This is a genomic window from Mesorhizobium abyssinicae (assembly GCF_049887195.1).
Classification (GTDB): Bacteria; Pseudomonadota; Alphaproteobacteria; order Rhizobiales; family Rhizobiaceae; genus Mesorhizobium; species Mesorhizobium abyssinicae.
Genome location: NZ_JARAKC010000027.1, coordinates 25,075 through 40,987, shown reverse-complemented (window position 1 = coordinate 40,987; position 15,913 = coordinate 25,075). Strand labels below are relative to the sequence as shown.

17 protein-coding genes and 1 pseudogene are annotated in these 15,913 nt (G+C 58.7%); 11 read left to right on the top strand and 7 right to left on the bottom strand.

Annotated elements, in window-relative coordinates; genetic code table 11:
- Nucleotides 1-255 precede the first annotated feature (255 nt).
- From PU724_RS30150 to PU724_RS30135, 4 genes and pseudogenes are all read left to right on the top strand, one after another.
- Nucleotides 256-461, top strand: a pseudogene (locus PU724_RS30150) (MFS transporter); the annotation flags it as partial.
- 365 nt (nucleotides 462-826) lie between these two features.
- On the top strand, nucleotides 827-1,336 hold the full coding sequence (locus PU724_RS30145) for a phasin (protein ID WP_354425043.1): 510 nt from the start codon (nucleotides 827-829) through the stop codon (nucleotides 1,334-1,336).
- Nucleotides 1,337-1,942: 606 nt separating this feature from the next.
- Nucleotides 1,943-2,176: a hypothetical protein gene (locus tag PU724_RS30140; RefSeq protein ID WP_426213732.1), complete on the top strand. Its 234-nt coding sequence runs from the start codon at nucleotides 1,943-1,945 to the stop codon at nucleotides 2,174-2,176.
- 28 nt (nucleotides 2,177-2,204) lie between these two features.
- Nucleotides 2,205-2,846, top strand: a complete 642-nt coding sequence (locus PU724_RS30135; protein WP_354425045.1) for a DUF930 domain-containing protein — start codon at nucleotides 2,205-2,207, stop codon at nucleotides 2,844-2,846.
- Nucleotides 2,847-2,875: 29 nt separating this feature from the next.
- Here the strand turns inward: PU724_RS30135 and PU724_RS30130 are convergent, their stop codons facing one another.
- The 6 genes from PU724_RS30130 to PU724_RS30105 all read right to left on the bottom strand — a co-directional run bounded on the left by PU724_RS30130 (nucleotide 2,876) and on the right by PU724_RS30105 (nucleotide 8,140).
- The gene (locus PU724_RS30130; RefSeq protein ID WP_426213731.1) at nucleotides 2,876-3,124 is read right to left on the bottom strand and encodes a hypothetical protein; all 249 of its coding nucleotides are present in this window, start codon (nucleotides 3,122-3,124) and stop codon (nucleotides 2,876-2,878) included.
- A gap of 228 nt (nucleotides 3,125-3,352) precedes the next feature.
- Entirely contained in the window at nucleotides 3,353-3,688 is a 336-nt protein-coding gene (locus tag PU724_RS30125; RefSeq protein ID WP_354425049.1) for a hypothetical protein, read from the bottom strand.
- A 544-nt stretch (nucleotides 3,689-4,232) separates the two neighbouring features.
- Nucleotides 4,233-6,245, bottom strand: coding sequence for a tetratricopeptide repeat protein (locus PU724_RS30120; protein WP_354425051.1), 2,013 nt, complete (start codon nucleotides 6,243-6,245; stop codon nucleotides 4,233-4,235).
- A 2-nt stretch (nucleotides 6,246-6,247) separates the two neighbouring features.
- Nucleotides 6,248-6,880 carry a hypothetical protein gene (locus tag PU724_RS30115; protein WP_354425053.1) on the bottom strand — a complete coding sequence of 211 codons (633 nt, stop codon included), beginning with the start codon at nucleotides 6,878-6,880 and terminating at the stop codon, nucleotides 6,248-6,250.
- A 19-nt stretch (nucleotides 6,881-6,899) separates the two neighbouring features.
- Complete coding sequence (locus PU724_RS30110) at nucleotides 6,900-7,823, bottom strand: ImmA/IrrE family metallo-endopeptidase (RefSeq protein ID WP_354425055.1); 924 nt, start codon at nucleotides 7,821-7,823, stop codon at nucleotides 6,900-6,902.
- Nucleotides 7,820-8,140, bottom strand: a complete 321-nt coding sequence (locus PU724_RS30105; RefSeq protein ID WP_189044636.1) for a helix-turn-helix domain-containing protein — start codon at nucleotides 8,138-8,140, stop codon at nucleotides 7,820-7,822. The genes PU724_RS30110 and PU724_RS30105 overlap by 4 nt, the downstream gene beginning before the upstream one ends.
- Before the next feature lie 187 nt (nucleotides 8,141-8,327).
- Between PU724_RS30105 and PU724_RS30100 the strand changes: the two genes are divergently transcribed.
- The 3 genes from PU724_RS30100 (at nucleotide 8,328) to PU724_RS30090 (ending at nucleotide 10,927) form a co-directional block, all read left to right on the top strand.
- On the top strand, nucleotides 8,328-9,575 hold the full coding sequence (locus PU724_RS30100) for a nucleotidyltransferase domain-containing protein (RefSeq protein WP_354425057.1): 1,248 nt from the start codon (nucleotides 8,328-8,330) through the stop codon (nucleotides 9,573-9,575).
- Complete coding sequence (locus PU724_RS30095; protein WP_354425059.1) at nucleotides 9,575-9,955, top strand: type II CBASS E2 protein; 381 nt, start codon at nucleotides 9,575-9,577, stop codon at nucleotides 9,953-9,955. Before PU724_RS30100 ends, PU724_RS30095 begins: the two co-directional genes overlap by 1 nt.
- A gap of 264 nt (nucleotides 9,956-10,219) precedes the next feature.
- Nucleotides 10,220-10,927 carry a patatin-like phospholipase family protein gene (locus tag PU724_RS30090; protein ID WP_354425061.1) on the top strand — a complete coding sequence of 236 codons (708 nt, stop codon included), beginning with the start codon at nucleotides 10,220-10,222 and terminating at the stop codon, nucleotides 10,925-10,927.
- Nucleotides 10,928-10,949: 22 nt separating this feature from the next.
- On the opposite strand, the gene PU724_RS30085 is transcribed toward PU724_RS30090, so the two are convergent.
- Nucleotides 10,950-11,390 (bottom strand): hypothetical protein, encoded by a 441-nt coding sequence (locus tag PU724_RS30085; protein WP_354425063.1) that lies wholly within the window; start codon nucleotides 11,388-11,390, stop codon nucleotides 10,950-10,952.
- Between the two features lie 332 nt (nucleotides 11,391-11,722).
- Here PU724_RS30085 and PU724_RS30080 point away from each other — a divergent pair, with 332 nt between their 5' ends.
- From PU724_RS30080 to PU724_RS30065, 4 genes are read left to right on the top strand one after another with little or no spacing between them, the layout of a single operon-like run.
- Nucleotides 11,723-12,298 carry a hypothetical protein gene (locus tag PU724_RS30080; RefSeq protein ID WP_354425065.1) on the top strand — a complete coding sequence of 192 codons (576 nt, stop codon included), beginning with the start codon at nucleotides 11,723-11,725 and terminating at the stop codon, nucleotides 12,296-12,298.
- Nucleotides 12,295-13,680, top strand: a complete 1,386-nt coding sequence (locus PU724_RS30075; RefSeq protein WP_354425066.1) for a 7-cyano-7-deazaguanine synthase — start codon at nucleotides 12,295-12,297, stop codon at nucleotides 13,678-13,680. Before PU724_RS30080 ends, PU724_RS30075 begins: the two co-directional genes overlap by 4 nt.
- Complete coding sequence (locus PU724_RS30070) at nucleotides 13,664-14,854, top strand: helix-turn-helix domain-containing protein (protein WP_354425068.1); 1,191 nt, start codon at nucleotides 13,664-13,666, stop codon at nucleotides 14,852-14,854. The genes PU724_RS30075 and PU724_RS30070 overlap by 17 nt, the downstream gene beginning before the upstream one ends.
- Nucleotides 14,811-15,488 (top strand): PIN domain-containing protein, encoded by a 678-nt coding sequence (locus tag PU724_RS30065; RefSeq protein WP_426213730.1) that lies wholly within the window; start codon nucleotides 14,811-14,813, stop codon nucleotides 15,486-15,488. Before PU724_RS30070 ends, PU724_RS30065 begins: the two co-directional genes overlap by 44 nt.
- The last annotated feature ends 425 nt before the right edge of the window (nucleotides 15,489-15,913 follow it).

Below are 15,913 nucleotides of genomic sequence, written 5' to 3'. Positions count from 1 at the left end.
TGCGAACGTCTGGCATGCCAAGCCGTTAATATAAATCGTCTGGTTCAAGTCGTGGCGAGGGCAAGAGTGTTTGAGCTGACGAAACCTATTTCGAACCCGTGAGGAGGCTGTTTTTCGCCCCGTCGCAAGATCCATCCTGTCTCAAGACGCAAGAAGTCGATGAAGATCGCAATCGTGGATCTGGTCGAGAGGTGGAAGTCGGCACGCAAGACCGACATCCGTCACGTTCTGGTACGAAACGCCGACCTCAAAAGCCCGACAGCCTTTCTTACGGGAACCGGTGCCGCAGCGGGCATTGCACTGATCAATTCGGTAGGAAATCTGGCCGGCTTCGTCAGCCTTGCGGGCTACCTCACGATCTGACCGGGACGACGCACGTCGCCATGTACGCGCTCGCCACCATCCTCCTGGCCGGCGCGATGCTGGTGCTGACGCCCCCGCCCAAGCTGGTCAACAAGTGACGCGACCGAAGTAGAATGGAGTGTCCACGATGACTGTTCCCGCTGTGCATGAGTAAAACCCCGTTATGACCAGCGCGACCCGGGTAGCAGTGATTGGCCCCGGCTGCAACAGCGCGTTCAGATCGCTTTCCGCTATGGCAAAAGCATAAATGCATCAAAAATGTAAAGCGCACAGGCCAAAATGTAATATAATATTAACAAATCAAATTATTTGTATGATTATATACTGTGCTACAGTTCAGACGTCCTTTTGCTCTCGGCAAACGCGCGTTATCGCCGTCCTAGTGAGCAACAGTAGAGACGATAACGGCTGGCGAACGAAAACCCGGTGGTGGCTTGCCAAGCGCAAAAGGAGCCCTCGTGCAATGCAAAAAGAGAATGCGCACATCAGAGAGATCGTCGATCAGAAGGATAGCGAAATGGCCAAGACCGAAGATCAAGACGTCGGAACTATCCAATTCCCGGCATTAGACCCTGCCAAAGCCATCGATCAGATGCGTGCAGTCGCCGAAAAGGCGGGCAAGCTGTCGACAGGAACTCTTGTCAAATTCGCGTCGAGTGCTGAAGACGCCCGGAAAATGCTCGATTCCATCTTCGAAAACACAAAAGCGGTCGGTGCCGAACTTTCGCTGAAGACGATCGCTGGAATGCGCGCCAATGCCGAGGCAGACCTCTCGCATCTACATGCGTTGGTTGGCGCCAAGTTGCCGTCCCAAGTTATCGCGCTGCAGTCGGGCTTCTGGCGCAAGCGGGTCGAAATGTATGTGCAGCAGGCCAAGGAATTCCAGGCGCTCAGCACCAAAGCAGTGGCCGACGTCACCAAGCCGATCACGGACGCCTTGGAGAAGGCGCTGACCGACGCCAAGGCGGCATGATCTTGCCGGAAACTAGATGGAAGGTCCCCTTGGCATCGGCCGAGGGCTCTATCCGGAGCCCTTGGCATCTTCAGAACCGGGCCACGCAAACATACATCAGTTCGCGAACCTGCTGATCGACTTCACCGGTCCGGCAGAGGCCGCGATCGAAGCCATTTCACTGCGCTACAACGCGGATCGGACACCGCCGGGAGGACGCCAAGTAGTACCTCTGCAATAGGATTTGACGATTTCGATGGGTTGTAACCTGGCAGGCTATCGGGTTCGACGAGCAGTTCAATGCTGCGCGCGAGGCCCGGTTGCCTACGGATCAATCCCGCGTGCTCGAGGGGGTCAGCACCATCTGATGGACGGAAGGCGCGGTGGCGCCGAAAAAGCGCTGCATGTCGCATTCGGCCGGCGAGCGCCCGTTGAGCCAGGCCGTAGGTCCCGATGAAGGCGAGATGCTGTCCCTGCTTTTCGGTGAAGCGGGGTTGGGCTGGGCGGCTGTCCTTCAAGTAATTGATTCATTCTTCTTCCGGAACCTCCCCAACCGAAGGAGACCATCCGGATGAATGTACGCTATCCCGTCGATCTCGATCAACCCGAGGCGACGAACTCACAGCCATGCTGCGAAGCCGCAAGCATTCGGCGCGCAAGCTCAAGCGCGCCCAGATCCTGCTCGCTGCCGATGCCGGTTTGGGCGACGAGACCATTGCGACGAGCTCCGGAGGACATTCTTCTCGGCTTTATTCGGAAGTGGAAAAGAGCATTTTAGCCGATCTGAGCTTGGCCCAGGTCCACGGCCATCAGAGCTGTAACCTTGCCGATACACGAAAAAAACGGCCGGTATGCCCCTAACGCAATAGCGCTGAGCCTTGCAATCTGGATGACGTTGCACCTGATCGTCGTCTTAGCCGTTGGATTCCTGCCAACTAGGAAATCGCCGCCTCCGCCAACCGGACAAAGCATCACCGTCGAAATCCTGAGTGAACAGCAAGCTGCAGCAACCGCACAGCCTGCTGTTACCCAAAGCGACAGCAAGCCCATCGCATTGCCCACACCAATTGACCGGGCACCTGAGCAAGACACAAAACCAGCGATAGCCAACGAGTTGGTTCCTCAGGGAAATGGTATGGTTCGGGCCAAGGAGTTATTCTCAGCGAAAGTGCTGGCAGACCCGCTAAGCAAGGAAGCTTTGGTTGCGCTGAGACTACTGGGCACTGATGATCGTATTATCCAACTCTGCAACGTCGAGGCCATGGAACAGGTCCAAATATGGAAGGCCGACTTCCAGCCGGATTTCGTCGTTGCCTACGCCATGGCCGACACAAAGCTTTCCGGTCTTACACTCCGAGCGGACGGCGCGGCGCTCAGAAGCAAGCGCCATTGGTACAACATTAAATTCAAATGCGAGGTAACCCAGGATTTGGAAAGGGTGGTTGCCTTCGAATTCTCGCTGGGCCCGGAAATCCCTAAGAGCGAATGGGAAACATATTCACTTCCCGTCGGCGACGGTCCATCCGACTGAGGTCGAAGTCCCTGTGCATGCTTAGAGTGTCATTTCGCCCCCTGCCGGAGCCGACCCCTCCGTCGTCTACCTGAATGCATCTGTTCGTATTCCTCCGGCGTGAGATAATCGAGCGCCGAATGGCAGGCGCTGCGTGTTGTAAACGGTCTCAATGAAGGCGCCGATGGCCTGCGGGCATCATCAGCGTCCTTATAGGCGAGACCTTGCACCTCTTCCTGCTTCAGCGTTTTCATGAAGCTTTCCGCCTTCGCGGTCTTATACACCACGGTAATGGACACTGCATATCAAGACCGGCTTCGGCTGGGTCTTATGCGTTTGGGACGGCGGTCTCTTTGAACAGACACATCCTGGCGAAATAGCTTAAGTTTCAGACCCGCCCGGCTGACCGGCCAAGGCAGTGACATCGCGCTATTTCCGGTGGTGGTAGCGCCTCTCCGGCGCCCCAAGCCTACTCATCAAAAAATGTCGTTCACCTAAAGCCTGAGGGCCACCATCTCGCGTTCAGTTCAAGCATTTAGCCCGGGATTCTTCCACAGCATGATTTCGATCTTACCGGGGACATCAAGATGCTCAGGGAAATCGGGAAAGCGAATTGGATTACCGTCGCGTACGAAGATAGCGACATCAGTACCGCTATTCGTGTCAACATGGTTTTCTCGCCTTGCTTTTCCATCGTTGGAGTCGAACACAAATCCTGTAGAATTTATCCACGATGGTGAAAAGAAGTTAAGATCGTCAGCGATGCGCCAGACGCGAATCAAGCGCACGCGGAAAGCCGCGGAGAAGTTAATCGGGTCTGGGATGAAGATCGAAAGATTGCGAACGCCCATTTCGTCGAGCATTTCTAGTAGGCGATAGAGGACAAAATGATGATCATTGGTGTTACGCAAAGAGGAAACTGATTGTAGCGCCTAATGTTGTGCTTTCGCAGCTCAATTATCTTTCTCGAAACGTCCTCACATATCTCATATGGGTGCACAATGTGAAAGACAATGCGAATTTTATGTTTCGCAAAAAGAGCAATCTTTTCTGCAGTGAACGCTGCGGGTTCATACACAATAGCTCTTGTATGAAGTCGTATTGACTTCACCGACGGCACCGAACGAAGGCCACTTCTTCAGTGGCCCGGCCGCGGAATTCGTGCCGTGCCACTCCCTGCCCGCCTGAAGCGCTTCAAGAAATCTTCGGTGTTGCGGCAATAATCCGGATAGCCTTCCCGAACGCAAAAAACCGTCCCGGTTAGACCGGGACGGTAATTGATTTATGATAGAATTGGTTGCGGGGACTCGCAACCATCTCAACTTGCGATTCCCCTCCATCTACCGGCCGATACTCGACCAGCTTGCCGGAGAGGGCTGCGGCGGATTGTTTCGTGCCGCAGTGTAGCTATGGGTCGAGACCGATTTCATCGGAAGATAGGGTTCGTCGATTGGGATCGGGCGAAAAGAAGACCGGCATATCACGTCGGAGTTTTGCGGCGAGTTCGTGGTCGGGGAATCGATCGATGGCCGTCGCCCAGATCGCCAAAGCCTCAATCTTATCGCCGCTATTCCAGTGAGTGCCGCCGAGATTGAACATCGCCAGATTATAGGCAGGATCGAGCGCGAGCGCCTTCTCATAGGCCTCGATGGCTTGCGCGGACTGGCCAAGATCGCCGTAAGCTACGCCGAGCTGAAACCAGCTCATGGCATCAGGCTGGATGCGCTCGGCCTGTTCCCGCAAGATTGGCAGGCTCTCCTCACACCGACCGAGAAAGTTGAGGGCGGTGCCGAGGCAGTAGCCGTAGTGGCCGCCTGCCAGATCGTAGGCCTGCCGAAAACAGAACTCAGCTTCGATCCAGTTTGCTTCATCTTGCGCCCAGTGCCCAAGGCGATCCCATAGGAAGGCGACTTCATCGTTGTCGGTGACGTGCTCGATTTGGCGGTCGAACTCGGCACGGAATTCTGCATAGGTCCGGCCAACATCCTGTCCCTTTGCTCGCAGGTACAGGGTCGCCAACAGCAGTTCGCGACGACCTCCGGAGCTCTCGGGGTGGGCGCCGACATAGCGGTGCCAGAAACCCAACGCCTGGCGCGCATTCTCTGTCGTTGTGCGGCCGAAGCTCGCCACCAGCCGTGCGAAAAACGGCCAAATCCATGGCTCGCGATCAGCATAGACTAGTAGGCCGTTGATCTCACGAAACGCCGCGCTGCCCTCTCCCATGTTGAAGAGGACGTTGGCCCTCCAACCCCCAACGGCAGCCGCCTTGGCGTATGTAAGGTTGGAGAAAACGGCCTGATCCAGATGCGTGAGGGCGTCCTTCCACTCGCCTCGGCGTATGTAAAATTGGGCCAAGGCATTGTGAGCTTCTGGAAGATGCGGGTTCAACCTCAAGGCCTCGCGGTAGTGCTCGACTGCTCGCTCCTCATCACCGAGTCTTTCAAAGCTCGTACCGAGGTTCTTGTGGCCTTGGCTCGCCAGGTCCGGCGTATTGGCGAATGCGGGATCAGCGAGAGCCGCCTCATAGGCGGCCTTGGCGTCCTCCTCCTGGCCGAGCGCCGAGAAGGCATTGCCGATCGTGTAGTAAAGACTGTCCCGCTCGTAGCGGCCCAGGTCGAGCTCATTCCTGAAAAACGGCACAGCGGCTTCGATCCGAAGGCGCAACCGACTTAATCCCGCCATCCCAAGGTTGACCTCTGCCATGTAAGCGGGACCCATGGCTTCGTCGTCCAACCCCAGCGCTGCCGCAAATCTATCGAAGGCAGCGCTAATCGCTAGGTCGGCGCCCTGATTGTATAGGTCTGCAAGGAGTTGGCCAGCCCGGGCGGGATCGTCCGGAACGTGGATGTCTGGAATACCGCGCAGAACGAAACTAGCGACGTCTCCAGGCGCTGCCCGGGTCTGCTCAATCCGACGATCGCGCGCGGCCCGGGCCGCAGATCTGGCTAATGTGGCCAGCCGATCCAACCGCGCTATCGTCAGTTCCTCCGTGAAATTGACGGTGAGCGATTGCTGGTGGGTCCAGCTTTTTCCCGCGTGCTCGTATTCTCGGAGAACAGTCTCTGCTGGACAGATGCGCAGCGACGAAGTCGGGATGTGATAAGCGGCGTAGAAGCTGTGCGGATGCATCAGCAGGTAATTCAGATTTGTGCGGCTGACCTCAATACTGAGAGAGCCATCCGTGTTGAGCGGACGTTCGGTCCCTTTGAGCTGCACGTGCACTCTGACGTTGGTCGCCTGCTCGTGGTCGACCACTTCAATCTGACAGTCCGTTCCATAGTCTTTGCGTTCGGCACGCTGGAGTATGAAGCGGCCGCTCGCCGTTAGGTGTTCCTGGAAGGCCGCTTCCGCCTTTTCTTCCGCGACATGATTGCCATCACGCTTCGGCAAGTCGTCGAGATGGTCGAGATCGCTACCCATCTCTATCCCTTGCGCGTAATGAAGGCGAAGTCTGTGGCGCCTGCTTTCGCGGACAACTCCAGCCAGTTCTCGTTGAAGTCGGGCAGGTTGGCGTGCTCAAGTGCCGCGGCGGCCACCGCCGCGCAGTAGGCAATCCCGACATGCACGGTAGACCCCAAGAAATTGAGGAACCGGGTCAGGTCCGGTGGGTAAGCCAAGTCTGTGGCGCTTTCGAAAATACGGTGTCGTTCGCCATCCACGAAGGTGTTGATTGCACTCTCCAACACGGCATAGCCCAGAAAGGCGTCGGCCGGGGCGCCGCGTTTCGTCAGAACGGCGTTGAGCTCAGGCCGCCATTCGAGGGCCTTCCGGCTGAGCGCCGGGTGGACGTGACCAACCGCAATGTTCCGGATGTACTTGGCAAATTCGAAGTTGCGCCGATGCGGTGTGATGATCTCCGAAATTGGCGGATGGTCCTTGTAGAGCCCGCGACAGATCAACTCGAGATCAGTGACGTTCGCGCAGGATACCAGAAGCTGTTTCAACAGAATGAGCCTGACACCATCATCGGCGGGGCCGGCTTCAAGGGCCGCGTCGGCGGCGACGAGATCGCCGTGGGCCAGGCGAGCAGAAATGGCGATATGAACAAAATCCATGAACTGATCCGCCCAACCTTTAGCGATCCGGAGCCTGTCCGTTCCGCACAAAACGGTCGAGGACGTCACTCTCCTCCTCTTCCTCCTGAAAGCGTGGGCCCTCTGCTTCAAATTGCAGCAGGGTGATTTCCTGATCGTAGCGGTCAGAGCGAAGGCACATCTCGTGCACCGACTCGGGAAACCACACGCCAGCTTGATGCATGACACCGGTTAGCGCCGCGCTGGAATAGTCGCGTCGCGCTGCAAAGGCCTGACCGGGGAGCTCGAACACGGTGTCTCTCGTCCGGATGCAACGCCCAGATTTAAGCGCCGCCCTGCTAGGCTTCGCCCAATGGGCGAACCCCTCATTCGACACGACCATGATTGCCCGCGTTTCAGTGTATTCGAGCCAGCGCAGGATCGCCGCTGTCAGCGAAACACCGTAGCGCTTTGCCAGTCGACCGAGCGCTTCGAAATCGGCGCGGGCCTTAGCTGGCAGTTGGCGGCGGAAGTCATGAAAGGGCATCAGCAACGCCGCTGCGAACTCGTCGGCTTCCTGCTCGATGCCGGATCCCTTGCGACGAACCACCGCGTTCTCGTCGCAATAGATGCCGCCGTCGAAACGCACATCTTCCTCGATTAACTGGCGGTGCAGTACGTAGTGGGCGAACTCGTGCCCGACGGTAAACGAGCGGCGTCCGTTCGACTGATCGACATGGTACATGATCGCCCACTGGCGCGGCCGCGCCTCTCCGTACACCAACGCGCCGACGCAACCCGGGATGTTGCGCTCGACGACCTCGTGGATGGGACTGTTGGGCGCGATTTGGCGAGAATACTCTAGTGCGAGACTGATCACGTCGACCGGCGCACGATCAAAGCGATCCGCCCCAAGGACCAGGTCGAGCATCTGCGTGATACGGGCCGCCTCCTTTAGCGGCTGGAGGCGGGTCGACTCGCTCATTTGCGGGTCTTCGTGTCGAGGATGCGAGCCATCTCGCGAATCTGCCGGCGCGTTTCCTCCGGGAGCCCGCTGTACTGCCGGAAGAAAGCGGTGTCTTCCGCCTCGCTGAGCGTTTGGGTGTCAGCCCCGATCAAGTAGTCGACGGTCACCCCCAAGGCACCTGCAATCGCGGAAAGCTTTTCGGCCGATGGCCTGGGCGGATTCTTGTTCTCGAGCTCCCAGATGTAGCTCTTCGACGACCCGGTCTCCTGTGCGAGTTGATCGAGCGTCAGGCCCTTTTTTGTTCGTAAGTCCTTGATCCGCTCACCAAATTTCATAGCCGGTCCTTCTACTTTATCCGCCCAAACCCAGGGTTCGGAGTAGCTATATTCTATGTCCCTTGACAGACGCATTCAAGCTCCCCATCTTGTTCGGAGTAGACGTACATACCTTCTTATCATCCCGAACACCGCGCGGGCGATGGCGAGATGTGCAGATCCAGCCAAGCCCGCAGTGGAGATAGATGTGAACATCCAGCTTGCGCCGACCGGCCTCAATCCCTTTGACGACCCGCTTGACCGCATCCTCGCCGAGATCGCGCTCAGCGTTCAGCTGCCGCCCTCGCTGCATGACAAGGCGAAGTCGCGCTACGATGCGGTGCGGCGCCATCTTGAGGCCTATACCGCCTTCTTCGACCAGATCGAGCACTTCTACCCGCAGGGCTCCATGGCGATCGACGCCACGATCTCGACGCGCGGCACCGACGACGAATACGATCTCGACATCGTCTCGCAGCTGGGTGGCCGCTTTCGCGGCATGACGCCGCTCGAAATCCTCACCGAGCTCGAAACCGCCCTCGCCGACTATCCGGTTCAGCGGGTGTTGCGGCAGACGCGCTGCGTCACTCTGTTTTACGCGGACAAAATGCATCTCGACGTCACGCCGTCGCTGCGGGTTCACGGCACGCACGATCGCGAGAGCGTGATCACTCACGCCAAGGGGCCGCGCCTGTCGGCCGACGACCGGTTCGTCGACATGAACGCCTATGGCTTCGCGCAGTGGTATGCGGCCAGGACGCCGCTCGAATTGCGCATGGCGAAGGAATTCCACCGCCGCTGGCTTGACCATGCCGGCCTTGCCGCTCGGGCCGATGCCGATGTGGACGACGTTCCGGACCAGTGCGACTTCATCGTGAAGAACACCGCGACGCTTGCCCTTCAGCTCCTCAAGCGCTTCCGCAACATTCGCTACGCCAGCTACACCGGCCGCATCCCGCCTTCGGTGATGCTCTCCTACTATGCCGGGCTTGCTGCGCATCCGAACATGTCGCTCAGCGCCATGCTCATGCGCCTTGCGAACTGGATCATTCGCGACATCGAGCAGGCGTCGCTCTACAAGCGACTTCTGCATGTTGCCAATCCGATTTGCGAAGCCGACGTCTTCACGGACCGCTGGCCAGAATCCATCGCTCAGCAGAACGAGTTCGCCGGACATTTGCGCGAACTCGTCCGCTCGCTCGAGGCGATGCGTACGGGGGAGATGTTCCCCGACACGATGATGGACACGTTGCGCGGGAACTTCGGCGATCGCGTCGTGACCCGGGCCGCCAACCAGATCGCCACCGAGATCGGTGGCGGCATCCAGCAATCCCGTCAGCTCTATACGCGGCGGGGCGGCCTCCTTTTGCCTTCCGCCGCTGCGGGCGCAGCTCCGCTCGCCAATCCCGCGGTGTCGATGGCCCGACCTCACACCTTCTTCGGGCGCAAGATCTGATGGTGACGGCGATCCTCTCCATCGACGAGCAGGTGGCCACGATGAAGGTCACGTGGCCGCAATTCTCAGCGCGCCGGATCGACCGTCGCGCGCGGTTCGCGCGATGGGTGGGGAGCGTGAAGCCGCAATATGCAAGCTACTTGCTGGAGATCCGCTATCAGGTTGGGTCGTTCCCCGAGGTGCGGGTGCTTTCACCCGAACTGGTTCGATTGCACTGCAATTCCGAGGGGCAGCTGCCCCAGGTCTATCCCCCGGCCGAGGATCCTACCCTTTGTTTGTTCGACCCTCGTGAAAGGGAATGGACACCGGCGATGACCATCGCGAGCACGACCGTCCCTTGGGCGCTCGACTGGATCGCGCTTGCTACGAACTTTGGTTGATGACCGGGCGTTGGACCGGCGGCGGGTGCCACGCCGGAGATCGCGGCGAGGCAATGGAGACAACACCATGAAGTACATTCCGCCGCGCCGATCCGATGGCACGATCCAACATGCTCGCTTGAAGCAGCCATGGCCGCAGGGCCGCCCGTTCCGCCCATGGGATGACGGCTAAGCAGGCATTGAACATCTATCTCGAACGCGGCGGGCAACGGCGAGCGCGATGATTCCACCCGTCGAGGTGCGCCGGCGGCCGGGCTCGGCAGGGTGTCGAGGACGCTGCGATGGCTGTTCAAACCTAAGCATAACCAAGCCGCCCTCAAGGACGAGTTGCTCCGGATCTTCGGCGACAAGGTGCTCGACGATGCCGTCACCCGGCTGGTGATCCCAAGCTTCGAAGGACGCCACGGCGAGCCGTTCCTCTACAAGACGCCTCACCATCCTGACTACCAGAAGGACCGCCACAAGAGGTTCGCGCATGTCGCCCTCCACACAACTGCCGCCCCATCCTATTATCCCGGTGTCGAGGACGACGGTTATGTGATGATCGATGGCGGCATCTGGGCCAACAATCCGGTCATGAACGCTCTGGTCGATGCCCTGGCCTGCTTCGACATTGCGCGCGAGGACGTGCGTATCCTTAGCCTGGGCACCGGTGAGTCGACTTTCACTGTCGACGAGCGGGCACGCAACGGTGGCATCAAGGATTGGGCGTTCATGCGCTCCTTCAACGCCGCCGCCCGCGCGCAGTCCCGGAACGCCCTCGGGCAAGCCTATCTGCTGGTCGGCAAGAATAACGTTACACGCATCGACGTGCCGGAAAGCGACTCACCGATCGCGATGGACGATGTGGGCCGCTCCGTGCGGGAACTACCGCTGGTGGCGCGCAGTCTCGTCGAAGGCGCCGGGCATCACATTGAGCGCATGTTTCTCGACGGCGCGGTTGAGAAGTTCATCCGTTGCCCGATGACGTAAGCGTTGGAACGGGCACTTGTCCCTATCGAGCCGTGAGTAGACGACAGGCGAGCTCGCGCTCGCCCCAGCGAGTCGAGAAGGTGTCGGAAACCTCGAGCCAGGAACCGTCGTTGCCGGCGCCGTGATTGGCGCCCATGCAGGAGCACTGGCATTCGTGACCCTGTGCTTCCTGGCACGCCCGCGCGCAGATCTCCTGCTCACGAAATGGCTGGATAATGTAAACCTTGCCGTAGTGCTGAAGCGCGCGGTTGACGAAGTCGTTGAACCAGGATTTTGGCAGCTCCCAATAGGCGTGACTGCCGCCCATCCAATCCGGTGTCGTTCGCCGGCCATTCTGCAGCCATTGCCGGTTGTCGTCGGCAAACGGCAAGCGCACTCGAAGCTTCTCACCACGCCCAGTTCGCCGCAGCACGACCGGCGTTGGTTTCTGCTTCCAGACATAACTGAGGGTGAGCCGCTCCATGGACACCTTCTTCAGATCACCGACCGCCGCAGGCTCGGCTAATGATTCATCTTAGCGCAACCCGAGGTCTGGCGTATATTTCCTGGCCTTCACATCAACACGATAGAATGAGGAGCCGCGATTCTCACTGACAAGCCCTCCAGATGCAGCAGGTCAGTTTCGCCCAGCCGCGCTCCTCGTTTTCGTAAATCGCCACGGCCCTTCTCAACCGCGCACCTGCGCCTAAGACGACCTGCTTCCGCAGCTTGATCAGCTATAATGTCAGATATTTTCGATAGAATATTGACTTTGTCAGATATGCCGGCCATATTCCCGACATAGGGAGGGCTGTCATGACCGATGGGCCATTCAGAAACGCAGAACTGAGCAGCCGTTGGAAACGGTACGGGCAAGACCTCGTCAGCGACGCGGTCAGCTCGGAAGAGCGGACGACACAGGCTTGTCACAGCATGATTGGTGACGTCGACATCAAGGCATTCAGCCCGCTTTTCGGCAACCTCAAGGCGCATGCGGAACGCACGCAGATGGATCTAGACCCGGTGTCTGCGGTCGAAACGATTTTCGACAGTCATCCGACGTCGCCTCTGGCGGATGCGCTTCAGCGGCATTTGATCGCGAACCTGCGCGACCAGATGCCTATGGACGAAGCTCTTAGTCGATCGCTCGATAGCACGGCGAAAGACTGGATCGACACTACCAAGAACCGGCTCGACGAGGAATGCATCCGGGCCCGCGAGCTCGGCGACATGAAGCGCGAGGATTATCACAAGGGGATCGAACGGAATCGCGAGACGTTTGCGGCCGTCAAGCCCAACGAGCTCTGCGATGCCCTGGCCACGGGTAACAAGAGCGCTTTTCGACAGGCAGTTCAGAAGAAAGCCGGCGTAGACCAGGGGCCAGAAGAGTGAACGCCCATACGCATGAGTCACTGATATCGGGCAAGCACCTGGTCGTTATCGAGAAGGGGCAGAAACCCGGTCGCGCTCTCCCGAAGGGCGCCGTAACGACGGAGGTCGGCCGGCACATTCGCTTCAATGCGGCGGTTCTGGATACGTTCGACGTGAAGGGATTCCAGCCGCTGCACTACGACATGCTGGTCCTGTGCGCCGCCATTGAATTTGCTGACCGACGTTGGAAGCGTCCGTTTGGGTGGCGCCGTACCCTGGAAGTGACTGTCCCGGTCATCGACCTCAAAAGTTGGCAGAAGCCGGAGGTTTTGATGAGCCTTCATGGCGTCTTGAATCACCTGACCGGCGACACGTGGCGGTTTTCCTTCGTTGGAGCGAAAGATAGCTCACCCATCGGTTCGCGGCAGATTCCATTGGACTTCGGCAAGACCAAGACCTTCGCCGTCGCCTACAGCGACGGCTTGGATTCGCGTGCGGTCTCTGCGTTGAGTGGCACCCGAGACGAAGCCCTATGCATTCGGATCGCCGGCAAGCGCCAGCGTCGGAAAACCGGAGACAGCTTTTTCACGCAGATCCCGTTCAAGGTACAGGGATATCGCGGACACGAAAGCAGCTTCCGATCGCGCGGATTCCAGTTTGCAGCGGTAGCGGCAATTGCCGCACAGCTTTCCAGCGTGGCGCGTATCATGGTTCCCGAGAGCGGCCAGGGTGCACTTGGGCCCGTATTGCTGCCACTGCACAACATCTATCCCGACTATCGCAACCATCCGACGTTCTTCCGAAAGATGGAGCGGTTCATCACGGCACTGCTGGGCTATCGAGGCAAGTTTGAGCAGCCACGCTTGTGGTCGACGAAGGGGCAGACGTTACGAGCATTCCTGGACATTCCCGGAAAGACCGAACGGCACCTCACGAGCACGCATTCCTGCTGGCAGAGCCGCCGCGTGGTGAATGTCGGCGGTCGAAAGCAGTGTGGCTTGTGTGCTGCCTGTTTGCTCAGGCGCGTTAGTTTGCATGCAGCTGGTGTTAACGAGGCGCTTGACGCTTATGTGGTGTCCGATCTGGCCGCCACTGACGCGAGCAGCGCCCTATCCGTCATACCCCTAAAGGCCGATCGGGACATCATGGTCGAATACGGAAGCGTTGGCGCACGACACCTGCAGCACCTTGCCGAGCTCGCTGGCTTGCCTGATGACGCCCTTCGTGTCCACGCCTCGCAGATCGGTGCGGCAATCGAGGAAAGCACTGAGGAAACGCTGACGAAGCTAAGGACAATGTTGGGTACGCACGCCGTAGAATGGCGGGCATTTCTGTCCGCGCAAGGAGAGCAAAGCTTTTTGAAGAGCTGGATGGATGGAGGGCGCTATGGCCGATTTGAATGAGCTGAGCGCGCAAGAAATAGGACGTCGACTGCGCATCGCGCGAGAGAGCGCGGATATCCGGCAGGATGACGCGGCCCAGGTCATAGGCATGTCCCGCCCGACGTTGGTATCTATCGAGAAGGGCGTGCGCCGTGTGCGCATTCAAGAAATCCAGATGCTGGCTCGCCACTACGGCGTATCGGTGAACGCCCTGCTTCGCCGAGAAGCCGTCCACACCGATTTGATGCCCCGCTTCCGAAAACTGCGTGAGACGGAGGACGCGCACACCACCGAGGCCATTCTGCTCTTCAACGATCTAATCAAGGCGGACGTTGAAATGGAGAACATTCTAGGGATCCAGCGGCGGAGAAATTACCCGCCGGCGCGCGGCATCAATGACGGTGACGTTGTCGCGTTGGCCGAAAAGCATGCCAAGGAATTGCGTGACTGGCTGGGTCTCGGCCCAGGGCCAATTGCCGACATCTTTTCGGTTATCGAACTGGGCCTCGGCATTCGCTTGTATCAGCGCCGTCTTTCTTCGAACTCGAAGGTGGCGGGCCTGTTCACTTATGATGAAAGCATCGGCGCCTGCATTCTTCTCAACGCCAACCATCCCTTGCCGCGCCGCATCCAATCAGCGGCTCATGAAGTCGGCCATTTCTATGGCACCCGGCAAACCCCGGAGGTGCTCGAGGATGATGAGAAATTCCTGTCGCGCGACGAACGCTATGCAAATGCGTTTGGCCGCGCGTTCCTCACGCCGGCCGGAAGCTTCTCGGAAAGCTTTCGCGAACTGAAGGAGATAACCGGCAAGACGACCCGACGCCTGATCATCCTCCTCGCCCAACAGTACAACATCTCGCGCCAGGCTTGCGGTCTCAGGCTCGAAGAATTGGGTCTCGTCAAGCGGGGCACCTGGGCCTGGTTCGAGAACAATGGAGGCATCACCGACGACCATGTTCGGGAGGTGCTGGGCGAAATGACGGAACGCCGCGATCCGGCAAAGAGTGACGCCGATCGACCGATCTCCCACCGCCTGAGCCTTATGGCGCACGCCGCTTGGAAGCGTGGACTGATGTCGGAAGGACAATTGGCGGAGCTGCTGAAGGCGGGCCGAGTGGAGCTTCGCGGCATTATTGATCAAATCGAGCTTGAGGAAAGAGAAACGGATGAGTTGCTCAAGCTCCCTGATTGATGTCGCGGACCCGCTGGTTCTCGACACGAGCGTTCTGATCAACCTCCACGCCTGCAAACACGGTGAGCGGATCCTCGCAGCCATTCCCAACGATATTCTCGTCCCGGAGATCGTGGCTGGAGAGCTGGAACACGAGACGAGCCGCAGGAACGGGGAGCAGGGCTTCCTGTACAGTCTCGTGGCGAATGGAACTGTGACGCTCGCCGGTTTGACCGAGGCGGAGTACGACATTTTCTACGAACTCACGTCAATCGCTGCTTCGCTAGACGATGGGGAGGCGGCAACGATCGCCGTCGCCGCGGCCAGAAACTTCTTACCGGTCATCGATGAAAAAAGGGGACGTGCTCGCGCCCTCGCTAAAGCGCGAGCGGCGGGCTGGTCACTGGATATCTTCCGTCATCCTGCGGCGCTTGCCACCCTCGGCGATCAGTCCGCCATCGACGCGCTCTATCTCGCCCTTCGCGACGGCCGCATGCGAATACCCCTGGAAAGCGCGGACGGCGTGATCGGGATTATTGGTATCGAGCGTTCGCGCGATTGCACCTGCCTCCCCGGCTACCGGGACCGATTTGCAGGAACGCCCAATCGATCCACTGACGAAGGATCTATGGCATTCGCGAATCCGGAGGATTGAAGTCATTCAGGGCAAGCGACCGGCCGTTTGCCCTGTACACCATCATCTCGAACCGCCCCATGGCGGTCATCGATTGCACGTCTCACGCGATCCAGAGCGATCCTGTCGCTGCCCGCCATCTCTCTCTAGACCTTAAAACTACGAATCTGGGGGTCAGGAGTTTGAATCTCTTCGGGCGCGCCATTTCATCCGATTGAAATTGCCGAATTTTTCGACGTTTCCGCCGACGCGACACCGGCTTGATTTTCGGAATTCAGCCCCGTTTTTCAGCCGGTTTTGGAAGAACGGACATTCCTTCGAACCATATCGCAGCTTAGCGAATGGTGGCTCTCTCCTGTTTTCCTCTTGATCAACATGCGGCACGATCAGATTGGCACGGACCCAGCTTGGCGGTCTGCCCGGCTGCCAGGTGTATGCTTGAGGCA